At 65.0% G+C, this 11813-nt stretch carries 8 protein-coding genes and 2 tRNA genes; 8 read left to right on the top strand and 2 right to left on the bottom strand.

What is annotated here, in order from left to right; all coding sequences use genetic code 11:
- Positions 1-15 precede the first annotated feature (15 nt).
- Positions 16-91: transfer RNA gene (locus H6A16_RS04420), tRNA-Gly, on the bottom strand.
- Between the two features lie 134 nt (positions 92-225).
- On the opposite strand from H6A16_RS04420, the gene H6A16_RS04415 reads away from it, so the two are divergent.
- From H6A16_RS04415 to H6A16_RS04380, 8 genes are all read left to right on the top strand, one after another.
- Positions 226-1128 (top strand): putative ABC transporter permease, encoded by a 903-nt coding sequence (locus tag H6A16_RS04415; RefSeq protein ID WP_204616473.1) that lies wholly within the window; start codon positions 226-228, stop codon positions 1126-1128.
- 144 nt (positions 1129-1272) lie between these two features.
- Positions 1273-1347 (top strand) — tRNA-Val (locus H6A16_RS04410).
- Positions 1348-1775: 428 nt separating this feature from the next.
- A complete protein-coding gene (locus H6A16_RS04405; RefSeq protein WP_204616470.1) occupies positions 1776-2189 on the top strand; it encodes a hypothetical protein in 414 nt (137 codons plus the stop codon).
- 282 nt (positions 2190-2471) lie between these two features.
- Positions 2472-3848 (top strand): CHAP domain-containing protein, encoded by a 1377-nt coding sequence (locus H6A16_RS04400; protein WP_204616469.1) that lies wholly within the window; start codon positions 2472-2474, stop codon positions 3846-3848.
- A 177-nt stretch (positions 3849-4025) separates the two neighbouring features.
- The gene (locus tag H6A16_RS04395; RefSeq protein WP_204616468.1) at positions 4026-5726 is read left to right on the top strand and encodes an SGNH/GDSL hydrolase family protein; all 1701 of its coding nucleotides are present in this window, start codon (positions 4026-4028) and stop codon (positions 5724-5726) included.
- Complete coding sequence (locus H6A16_RS10990; protein ID WP_204616467.1) at positions 5723-7723, top strand: GTP-binding protein; 2001 nt, start codon at positions 5723-5725, stop codon at positions 7721-7723. The genes H6A16_RS04395 and H6A16_RS10990 overlap by 4 nt, the downstream gene beginning before the upstream one ends.
- Before the next feature lie 72 nt (positions 7724-7795).
- A complete protein-coding gene (locus H6A16_RS04385) occupies positions 7796-8629 on the top strand; it encodes an MBL fold metallo-hydrolase (RefSeq protein ID WP_204616466.1) in 834 nt (277 codons plus the stop codon).
- 19 nt (positions 8630-8648) lie between these two features.
- The gene (locus H6A16_RS04380) at positions 8649-9173 is read left to right on the top strand and encodes a GNAT family N-acetyltransferase (RefSeq protein WP_204616465.1); all 525 of its coding nucleotides are present in this window, start codon (positions 8649-8651) and stop codon (positions 9171-9173) included.
- A 408-nt stretch (positions 9174-9581) separates the two neighbouring features.
- Here the strand turns inward: H6A16_RS04380 and H6A16_RS04375 are convergent, their stop codons facing one another.
- On the bottom strand, positions 9582-11810 hold the full coding sequence (locus tag H6A16_RS04375; RefSeq protein WP_204616464.1) for a YhgE/Pip domain-containing protein: 2229 nt from the start codon (positions 11808-11810) through the stop codon (positions 9582-9584).
- Positions 11811-11813 lie beyond the last annotated feature (3 nt).

Below are 11813 nucleotides of genomic sequence, written 5' to 3'. Positions count from 1 at the left end.
GCTCGAATCGTGCGATGGAGCGGACAACGGGGCTCGAACCCGCGACCCCAACCTTGGCAAGGTTGTGCTCTACCAACTGAGCCATGTCCGCTTGCGAGGAAGTACTATACGCGACTTTCCGGTGCGCCGCAAGGGGAATTTTGAAAAAAAAGTTTGAAGTGCGCGACGGCTCGGGTAGAGTATCCACGGCGAAGCAGCTTGATGTGTGCGAGTGGAGGTGGATACATGCTCAGGATCGTGCTTCTGATCGTCCTGGTGTTCCTGCTTGCACGAGGTGCCATGTGGATGCTCCGGCGGCTGCGCGATGCCTACGGGTCGGCAAGTGTCGCCCGACGCCTCATCGTGGAAGGCAGGATCGATGCCACGGCATTCGCCGATGCCGCTCGTGAGGGGGCGCGTCGGGGCCGCATGTCGCTCGAGCAACGGCGCATGGTGCGCGAAGCCAGGCTCGAGCGCCGGCGGGAGTATCTTGATGGCTATACACCTTCGCTCTACCAATATCTGATCATCTTCCTCGTGGCTTCGGTACTCGGGCTCGTGCTCGAAACCATCTACACGTTTTTGGCGTTCGGTATCGTCGAGAGCCGCGTGGGACTGGTCTGGGGACCGTTCTCTCCGCTGTATGGCTTGGGTGCCGTGCTGTTGACCATGTGCCTCTGGGAAGTCCGCGACCGCCCGTGGTGGCAGGTCTTCCTCATGTCCGCCGCGCTCGGCGGAACGCTCGAGCAGTGCGCCGGATGGGGCTTGGAGCACTTTGCCGATGCCCAGTCGTGGACCTATCTGGGGCTGCCGGATCACATCACGCAATGGATCGCGTGGCGCTTTCTGTTCATGTGGGGCGTCATCGGGCTCGTGTGGTGCCGCCTCATCATGCCGGAGCTCATCTACCGCATTGGAGAGCCGACGACGCGAAAGCAGGCGATGGTCGCCACGTTTCTCGCCATCTTCATGGTGCTCGACATCGCCATGACGCTCGCATGCTTCTGGCGCGCGGGCCAGCGGCATCAGGGGGATCCGCCGGACAACGGCTTCGAGGTGTATATCGATACGCACTTCGACGACGCCTTCATGGCACGGACGTTCGAGAACATGCGAATCGGCGAGGACCTTCCTCCGGCGCCTCGGTAGGGGAGAAGCGTCGTTCTTCTAGATCGATTACCTGCAGAAATCCTGTCGCGTAAGATCGCTAGAAAAGTTTTTCAAAAAAGTGCTTTACAGACGCGGCGGGCTTCGGTATATTATTTCCCGCGCTGAAGAGCGCACCACCTGAACGGGCGTTTAGCTCAGGGGGAGAGCGCTTCCCTGACACGGAAGAGGTCACAAGTTCAAATCTTGTAACGCCCACCACGAATTCGCAGGCCAGAGGCTATGTCCTCTGGCCTTTTTGCTATCAGTCCACCTGTAGTCCACTAAACGGTCCACCAACATGAATTCAATTAACCGATATTTGGCGAACGTTGCTCAATCGTTGGAGCGTATCGTTCTGACAAGCGGCGCATATCTATTTCTAGGTTCCCATGTAGCTTGTCACGCGTCGGCTACAATGAAAGTGTCGAGGGCCGCGACGTCAAAAGTATGGTCCACGTGTACGTTTAACCTCCGAGTGCGACGGGGTGCGCAAGCGTAGAATATCGCCCCCATGTAGCGGAGTCCGTCGCGAGAATAGGTGCGCGGCACGGCAAGGGGGAGGCGGTTCACCCCTCTTATCCTATGCGCCGGGTTTTCGAAACGGGGTACCATCCAATTAGCAGCATGTGAAGCGGGAGGTGTCCGCGATGAGGGCTTGGCTCAAGCGCGCCGGTAGGGCATTGCCGATCGTCGTCGTTGTCTACTTGCTTCTTTGGCTGGCGTGCATCCTGTGGTTCTGGCTGGGCATACCGATGTCGGGCGGCGGAATCTTCGCGTACACGCTTATCGCGTATTATCTGACGCTGCCCGGCGCGGCGGCTTTCGTCTGCCTCTTAGCGGGATGGCGTGTGGAGCTTGGGAAGGTACGCCTGCTCGCTCCGCTTGCCTGTGCGCTGCTGTATGTCGCAGCGCTGCTGCTGACGTTCAGCTTATCGACGCTGCTGGGCATCGCGAACATCGCTCCCGTCGACGTTGCGGCATTCCTGATGGGGCTTGCGCCCGGTGTGATCGGTTTTGCCAGCGGATGGGTGCTTAGACGATTTCGTGATAGCCGTCTTTAGAGTGGAATCGCAGGTCGGAGGCTATGCCCTCCGACCTTTTTGCTCTGTTGCCAGATTCATGGTCGCGCTGTTACCAAAACGCGTCGGGCTACGCACCGGCCAAGCACGCACCTATCCCGCCATGTTGCGCAACATGGCGCAAACCCCTTGATGCAACAATATGCTCAGGCGCTCGCTGAGGGGACCATCGTTGTCCGTATCCGCGGCGCCGTGTCATAATCGTCGTCAAGTCGGAAGTGCGCGGCCCTGCTGCGCCGGACGAATCGGAAAAGGTGACATCGCATGAAGGGAAGACGGATCGCATCGGTCGCGCTGTCGATGGCGCTGGCTATGGGCACGCTGCCTGCGACGGCACTTGCCGTTGAGGGGGCGGAAAGCTCGGCTGCCATGGAAGGGCTTGCGAGCGCACTCGATCAATCCGAACAGGCCGTTGCCGAGCAGAGCGCCGAGGACACCGCCGCTGCTGACGACGAGACGCCTGCCGACGCTGTCGAGCAGGAGGTGCAGGCAACGGAGGACTCCGCTGCCGAGGACTCCGCTGCCGAGCCCGAGCCCGCTGCCGCCGAGCCCGAGATCGAGCTCCAGGCCCCGCGCGACGGTTGGGGCACGACGAGCTCCGGCGACCGCGTATGGTATGTGGACGGCGAGATCGCCCGCAGTCAGCGCTTCACCGACCCCGCAACGGGCGAGACCTACTACGCCAAGGCCAACGGCACCATCGCCGAGGACGAGGAGTACTACGACGCCGCGAGCGACGCGTGGTACTACGCCGACGAGGATGGCCATGCCATCACCGACCAGGATTTCTACATCGAGGACCTGGACAAGACCGTCCACTACGACGAGCGCGGCCGCATGGTCAAAGGCGAGCTCTATAGCTACTTCCCCGAGGACAACGCCTACCACTGGCGCTACTTCCATCCTGTGACCGGTGCGCTGCAGACGGGCTTCTCCTACGTCGTCGAGCAGGACAAGTGGTGCTACTACGATCCCGATACCGCCTGGATGGTCTACGACGAGCAGTACATCGACGGCGGCTGGTACTACTTCGATCCCTGCACCGGTGCGATGGACTACGAGTTCGCCTACCTTCCCAAGCAGGACAAGTGGGTGTACTACGATCCCATCACCGGCCGCATGGTGTACGGCCAGCGCATGGTCGATGGCCGCCCGTACTACTTCGATAAGGTGACGGGCCGCCAGCTGACCGCTCAGGAGCTCAAGGACAAACTCGTGCAGCAGGCGCGTGCGTCCTACTTCACGCACCCCGACTGCGATGCCGAGTTCGAGGCGGCGGGCGGCACGAGGTGCCCCCACGGTCCGTGCATGGCCTACGTGTGGTGGTGCTTCCACCATGCCGACCTCGATATCTTCCTTGCCGACAACACGCTCATGAGCTCCTATCCGCACGAGAACCTCGATTGGTACAAGGAGCGCGGCCGCGTCGACTTCAACGCCGGCTACGGTGACATCATCTTCTTCAGGTACCAGGGCTTCGCCTTCGACAAGGGCTACTCGGCGAGCCATGTGGGCATCGTCGTGGGCCCGGCAACGAACGGTGTGCTGGTGGCAGACGCCGCGTTCTCGAGCATCGAGCCGCGCGTGTATCCCATCAACGGCGACACCGCGGGCGTCGCGCATCCGTACTGGGGCGATTAGGCCCGAGGGCGCGCAGTCGCGAAAGCGTTCCTATAGCTGCTTTTCCGCCTGCTCCGTATGCCGGGGCGGGCGGATTTCATTTTGCGTGCGCGCCGGCGGGCCGATGGCGCCCGCGTCCGCCGCCGGGGCGGGTACAATACCTTCGAAAGCTTGAGAGACCGAGGGAAGGATGGGCACATGGCCGCCTTCTTCACATATTCGCAGCGCCGCCTGCTTGCCGCCGCGTGCGCGTCGCTTGCCTTCGCGCTGCCGGCGCACGCGCTCGCGCGTCCGATCGACCCGGTTGAGACCCTGACGGTCGAGGAGCCGTCGGGCGAGCCCGTGCCGCCCGAGTCGGGGACCGGCTGGTCGGAGTTTGCCGGCGAGCTGTACTGGTTTGACGACGGCGTCATGGCGCGCGACAAGCAGGTGTTCGACCCCGCGTCGAAGGCCTGGTACTGGTTCGACTCCGACGGCACGATGGCGCGCAGCAAGGACGTGTTCATCCCCGTGTCGAACGAGGACCGCAGCCACGGCAAGTGGGTTCGCTACGATGCCGACGGTCATATGGTCAAGGGGCAGGACTACCTCTACGGCGCGTGGTATCACTTCGACGACATCACCGGCGAGATGACGAAGGGCTTCACCTATCTGGAGTCCGACCAGAAGTGGGTCTACTACGACCCCGTGACCGGTCGGATGCTCACCGGCGAGCAGGCGATCGATGGGCAGTGGTACTACCTCGACGAGCAGTCCGGTGCCGTGACCTATGGCTGGCATCGATTCGAGGGTGCGGGCAAGACCGTCTTCTACGCCTGGCCGTCGGGCGCGATGGCGCACGGCGCGTATGAGGTGAACGGCATCGCGTACCATTTCGACGAGGTGACGGGCGCTCTCGATGCCAGCCAGCAGGTGCCCGAGCCGATGCTGTCGGCGGGCATGGTTTCGCCCATCTCGCTCAGCGAGGGTATCGCGGACGGCTCCGTGACGTCGGTCCGCATCATCGGCGACAGCATCATGGCCGGTGTGGGCGCCCTTGGCTACGAGCACCCCGATGGCGACGAGCTGTTCACCTACCGGGGCACCACGTACCGCGAGCCCTCGAAGGACACGGACTGCGCCTCGAACCGCCTGCGCGCCTACCTTGCCAGCCGCGATATATTCATGGTGAACGCGAGCGTGCCGGGGCTCGGCTCCATGCACGTGTACAGCCAGGTGGGCGAGGAGGCGCTCGGCGACGAGGACCTCGCCATCGTGGTGGTGGGCGCCAACGACCGCGGCAGCCTGGATTCCACGGCGACGCTCGAGGAGTTCCGCGCCAATGCGGAGGAGTTCCTCACGGTTGTGGCCAAGCATTACGACGGGAACATGATCGTGCTTTCGCCCATCCCCGTGGTGAGCGAGGACTACAACTTCACGCTGCGCGAGGAGTCCGACGTCCTCAGCGACCTGTGCGAGAAGCACGGTTGGGCGTTCGCCTCGCTCTACGATGCCTACATGGCGACCTTGGTGGTTCAGGGCCTTCCCTCGAGCCTGTTCTACACCGACGGCACGCATCCGAACCGTCTGGGGCAGGAGCTACTGTGGGACACACTGTGCCGGGTGCTCGATCTGGATGCAAGCCAGGGTGGGGACGATCGGCCGAGCGATCCCGATGACGGCGAGACGCCCGATGACGGTTCGGTTGACGACGGGGCCTCGGACGAGGGCGAGCCGGGCGACGAGGAGGTCCCGGACGGGGACTTCTCCGATGTCGACGGCGACGTCGAGGACGCCCCTGATGCTGAGGGCGATGCCGGCTCCGACGCCGATGCTGACGATGCGGACGCGAGCGGGGAAGACGGGGGCTCCATCGATATGATGGCCGCGCCCGCCGCATCTTCCGGAGGGCTGTCGTGAAACAGGCGGTGATCGGGCTTCTCGCGCACGTGGACGCGGGGAAGACCACCTTGGCCGAGGCCATGCTCTTCTGCGCGGGCGCCATCCGCAAGCAGGGCCGCGTCGACCACGGCGACTCGCATCTCGACGTGGACGCCCAGGAGCGTGCCCGTGGCATCACGATCTTTGCCAAGCAGGCCGACCTGCAGGTGAACGATGCACATCTCATGCTGCTCGATGCGCCGGGGCACGTTGATTTCTCCGCCGAGGCCGAGCGGACGCTGCAGGCGCTCGACTACGCGATTCTCGTCGTGGGCGCCAACGACGGCGTGCAGGGGCATACCGAGACCCTCATGGAGCTGCTCGAGCGTTATGGCGTGCCGACGTTCGTGTTCGTGAACAAGATGGACTTGGGTACGGGCGATCGGGCGGGCCTGCTCGATCAGCTGCGCGACCGGCTGTCGTCTGCCTGCGTGGACGCCGAGGCCCTGATCGCGGGCGACGATACCGTGCTTGAAGACGCCGCCGGTACCGATGAGGCGGCGCTCGATGAGTACGTGGAGACAGGCTCGCTTGCGCTCGCGACGCTGCGCCGCTTGATCGCCGCGCGCCGGATCTTCCCGGTGTTCTTCGGGTCGGCCCTTCGGGGCGACGGGGTCAGCGAGCTCATGGACGGCATCTGCGAGCTCATCGAGGAGCGCGTGTGGCCCGACGAGTTCGCCGCGCGCGTGTACAAGGTGAGCCGTTCCGCCCGTGGCGAGCGGCTCGCATGGCTCAAGGTGACGGGAGGTGTCCTGCGCGCCAAGACGGTCGTCTCGGGCGTCGACGGCGGTGCGGCGTGGGAGGAGAAGATCGACCAGGTCCGCATCTACGATGCCGCCTCCTATCAGACGGTGGCGGAGGTTCCGGCGGGTTGCATCTGCGCGGTGACGGGGCTTTCCCATGTGGTGCCCGGCAGCGCGCTCGGCGCCGAGGAGCGCGGTCCGCAGCCGGTGCTCGCCCCAGTGCTGTCGTATCAGGTGCTGCCCGGCGAGGCCGACATCCACACGCTCGTGCGCGCGCTGCGCGAGCTCGCTGACGAGGATCCGCTTCTAGGCGTGAGCTGGCAGGAGCATCTTCAGGAGGTGCACGTCCAGCTCATGGGCGCAGTCCAGCGCGAGGTGCTTCAGCAGACGCTGCTCGACCGCTTCGGGCTTGCCGTCGAGTTCGGCCCCGGCGGCATCCTGTACAAGGAGACCGTGACCGCGCCGGTCGAGGGCGCCGGTCACTTCGAGCCGTTGCGCCACTATGCCGAGGCGCATCTGCTCATCGAGCCGATGGAGCGCGGTGCTGGCATCGCCGCGGGAACGCGGTGCTCCGAAGACGACCTCGACCGCAACTGGCAGCGGCTGATCCTCACCCATGTGCTCGAGCGCGAGCATCTGGGGGTGCTCGTCGGCGCGCCCTTGACGGATGTGCGCATCACCCTTTTGGGCGGCCGCGCGCACGCCAAACATACCGAGGGCGGCGATTTTCGCCAGGCGACGTATCGCGCCATCCGCCAGGCGCTCATGATGGCGCGCGAGCAGGGGACCTGCGAGCTGCTCGAGCCGTGGTATCGGTTCCGCCTGACCCTTCCTGCCGACAAGGTGGGGCGCGCCTTGGCCGACATCCAGCGCATGGGCGCCGAGTTCGAGCCTCCTGCCATGCGGGGCGATACGGCGCAGCTCACGGGGTTCGCCCCGGCATCGGAGATGCGCGAGTACGGGCTCGAGGTAAGCGGGTACTCCGGAGGGCTGGGGCGCTTGGCGCTCGAGTTCGCGGGCTATCGGTCCTGCCACGACGCCGACGCGGTGATCGAGGCCGCGGCATACGACCCCGAAGCCGATCTTCCCAACACGCCCGACTCGGTGTTTTGCAGCCACGGTGCGGGCTACACCGTCAAATGGCACGAGGTCCCTTCGATGGCGCATGTCGCGATCGATCCCGGCCGCCTGCGCCCTTGGCGCGACGCTGACGGATATCTGGAGAGCCGGTAACCCGTCCACTCGCGCGCGCAGCGCATGGCGGGGTGGCTATAATTTCGCGTCAGGACACGCGAAAGGGGCGCCATGAAGGTCACGGTTCTGCTGGAGAACGCAACGCCATCGAGTCGGTTTATCGCCAAGCACGGGCTCAGCCTGCTGCTGGAGACAGGCTCGCGCCGCATCCTGTTCGACATGGGGCCCGACGAGAGCTTTCTGCATAACGCGCGCGTGCTGGGCATCGATGTTGCCACGGCCGATACCGCGGTGATCTCGCATGGACACTACGACCACGGCGGCGGCTTGGCGGCGTATCTCGATGCGACGGGCAATGCGGATGCCCCCGCGCCGGTGTACGTGCGCGAACATGCGTTCGATGAGCACCTTTCGGGCACGCTTGAGAGCTGCCATCCGTGCGGGCTCGACCCGGCGCTCGCCTCGGATGCTCGCATCGTGCCGACCGGCGAGCTGCGTGCCCTCGGCGACGGTCTGCTGCTGTTCGCCCACGCCGGCGGCGACCATCCGCTTCCGTCTGCCAACCGGCGGCTCTTTGCGCGGCGCGATGGCGAGCTTGTGCCCGACACGTTCTCGCATGAGCAGAGCCTGCTGGTCCATGAGGGCGGCCGCTACATCCTGGTGTCGGGCTGTTCCCATGCGGGCATCCTGAATATCATGGCGCGGGCGGAGACGCTCGCGGGTGCGCCGCTTGACGCCGTGGTGGCAGGGTTCCACCTGACCGCGCCGAGCGCGGGGACCGTGGCGGACGCCGAGACGGTCAGGCTGCTCGCACGCGAGTTCGCCAGCTTGGGTACGCGCTTCTACACATTCCATTGCACGGGGCTCGATGCGTACGGCATCCTTCGCGACGGGCTGGGCGATCGCGTGCGGTATCTCTACACCGGATGCTCCGTTACCGTTTAGGGTTCGAAAGGGGGCAGCCATGCTGCACACCGACCGACTTGATCTGCGCCCTTGGCGCGAGGACGATGCCGCCGAGCTGTTCGAGCTCGCGCGCGACCCGCATGTCGGCCTGTCTGCGGGCTGGCCTGCCCATAGCAGTGCGGAGGAGAGCGCGGCCGTTATCCGCGACGTCCTGATGATGCCCGACAGCTTCGCTGTCATCGAGCGCTCTTCGGGCGCGCTCGTGGGCGCCATGGCGCTCAAGCACCCGGAGATCTCGGAGATGGCCGGCTCCGGCGAGGCGGAGCTCGGCTACTGGATCGGCGTGCCGTACTGGGGCCGCGGCTATGCTACGGAGGCGGCGCGCGCCGCGGTGGCATACGGGTTCGACGAGCTGGGTCTTTCGGCGATTTGGGCCGGATACTACGAGGGCAACGAGCGCTCGCACCGCGTGCAGGAGAAACTCGGTTTCGAGTTTCGGTACCGCAGGGAGTGCGATGTCGAGCTGCTCGGCGAGCGCCATGTCGAGTGCTGTCAGCTTCTTGTTCCCGAGCGTGTGCGGTAACGAGGCGGCTGCTTTACGGCTACTGCGGCCGGGCAGACGTTCAACAGGCGGTTTGATGGTTGGGACGACGGCATTTTGCTGCCGAAGGCGGTGTCATGTCGGGCAGCCTGGACAATCTGCCCAGATATGTATCTTTTCGAGGTCGCTCGGTCGACGAGCCGCCGCATGTTGAGGGCCGAGAGCATGCTGTTTTGATCATTTTGCGCGATGTGTCCGCTTTAGATTCGCTCAAGTTCGGCTTTCGCAGCCGCGATGGGAGCTGAATTCCTCCATCGCGGCTGCGGAAAAGTACATATCTGGGGAGATTGTCCAGGTGGCGGGAACCTGGCATCGCGAAGGCGCGGAACGGCGCTGATGTTCGCTGAGATTCCGATTGCTTGCGTTCAGCCGAGCGCGCCGGACGACGCTCTACATGATGTGCGTGGACTCGAGTGCATGCTCCAGGCGCTCGTTGGCGCGGATGACGGGGCGGCGCAGCACGAGTCCCAGCAGCAGCGCTGGTACGAGATAGGCGGAAAGCAAGCCGAGCTCGATCCAGAAATCGTTGCCATATAGTCCGAACATCGCGGCGCGCAGGGCGCCTTCCGCATGCACGAAGGGAAGCCACGGGTAGATGGCTTGAAAAACCGAAGGCAGCATCTGCTGCGGAAACGTTCCGCCGGCGCCCGCCACCTGCAGGACCATGAGCACCACGGCCATGGCTTTGCCGACGTCGCCAAACGATGCGGTCAGCGCGAAGATGATGTTCACGAACACGAAGGACGCGACGAGCCCCGCAAGTAGGAACAAGGCGGGATGCGCGCATTGAACTCCCAGGTAGCAAAGGTCGCCGCCGCAGATCAGGAGCGTCTGGGCCGCTCCGAGCGCCGCGAAGAGCGCCAGCCGGCCCGCATACGCCTGCGTCTGCGAGCATCCCGTCTGGGCGAGCGCGGACGGGCTCGGCGTCGCCTTGATAAGCGCTGCGATCACCACGCCTCCGATCCAGATGGCGAGCACCGTGTAGAACGGCGTCATGGCCGACCCGTTGTTCTCGACGGGGAAGACGGCGTGGCGGTCCATCGTGATGGGCGCGGCGATAAACGATGCTAGGTCGACGGGGCTTGTCGTGAGGATCGCGCGCACGCTGTCAAGGTTGTTGTCGGCGAGCGCGGCGTGGATGCGACCCTGCAGGTCGCGCAGGTCATTTGCGGTGCCGTCAAGCGCCTGAGCCGTGTCGCCAAGCGAGGAGCGGGCGTTTCCGAGGCCGTCTGCCGCCGCCGCGGCGCTGTTCGAGACGGATGCCGTGATGCCCGAGAGCCCCTGCAGCGTTCCATCCACGCCGGCAACCGCCTCGTCGATGCATTCGGCGAGCTCGCTGAGCGTTCCCTTAAGCGTCGAGTCGTACGTCGATCGGGCGCCATCGAGGCTCGATGACGCGTTCGCCACCATGCCGTGCAGCTCGCTGCGTGCGGCGTCGGCGTCCGTTGCCGCCTGGGCGATGTCGTCGGCGGTCTTGCCGATACCCTGCGAGAGGTCTTCGAGTTCTGCGATCGCCTGCTGGACGCGGTCGTTGATGCCCTCGATGGTGAGGCTCGCCTCGTGGATGCGGGTGACCTGGAGCGACCCCGGTTCGTAGTGGTTTTCGAGGCGCTTCACGAGCGTGTCGCTGCCGGCAAGGTCATCGGAAAGCTGATGCAGCAACTCCAGCTGGCGGTCGACGGTACCCTGCACCTCGGCAAGAGCGCTGGATAGCTTGCCCGCCTGGCCGTTCGCGGTGTCGAAGGCCTGGTCGATGGCGGTGTCGATGTCACTCAGGCCGGCAGCTCCCTGCTCGAGCGCGTCACCCGCGGATTCAGCCGCGCTGTCGAGGGTATCGCCCAGACCGCGCAGGCCATCGGCGCTCCGGGTCAGCGCCTCGGTGATGTCTTGCGTCGGTGCCGTGGCGCCGGCAAGCGAGCTAGAGCTCGACGAGATGAGCGCCTGCGAGGAGCCGAGCAGGTCTGCAAATGAGCGCGCCGTCTGCGCGGTGGTGCCGAGCGTGCCGGCTGCGGTCGAGAGCGCATCGTCGAGATGCGCAGCGAGCGGGGCGAGCTCCTCGTCATCCAGCAGGTTTCCCAGCTCGTCGAGGGCGCCGGCGCCCACGTCGGTCACGGCGCGCGCGAAGCCCTCGTCGATGTCGCGCTGGATGGCGGCGGACGCCTTGTCGGTCACGATCTCGGCGATGGCGTTGGCCTTCTGGTTCTGGTAGAAGGCGACCTCCGCCTGCTGGGGGTTGTCGGAAAAGCCGCTCAGAAGACAGGCCGAGAAATCCTCGGGAATCACGACGGCGGCGTAATAGGCGCCCGACTTGACGCCCTCGAGCGCCTCGTCGCGGGTGGTGGCGGTATAGCCGATGGTGGTCGATGTGAGCAGGTTCTCGACGACGCGGTCGCCGAGGTTGAGTTCGATGGGGACGAGCTCGCTCGAGTAGCCAGCGTCGTCGTTGGCGATGGCCACTTTCAGATTCCTCGTGTTGCCGTAGGGGTCCCAGCTGCCGGCGATGTTGAACCATGCGTAGAACGACGGAACCGCAACGATGCCCACGATGACGACGATGCTGACGGCGTTGGCGAAGGCATGCCGCGCGTCGCGGCGGATATACGACCAGATGGCGTGCATGAT

The organism is Collinsella tanakaei, from assembly GCF_016900375.1.
Classification (GTDB): domain Bacteria; phylum Actinomycetota; class Coriobacteriia; order Coriobacteriales; family Coriobacteriaceae; genus Collinsella.
The sequence above is the reverse complement of the archived record's forward strand: the minus strand, read 5'-3'. Positions and strand labels throughout refer to the sequence as shown.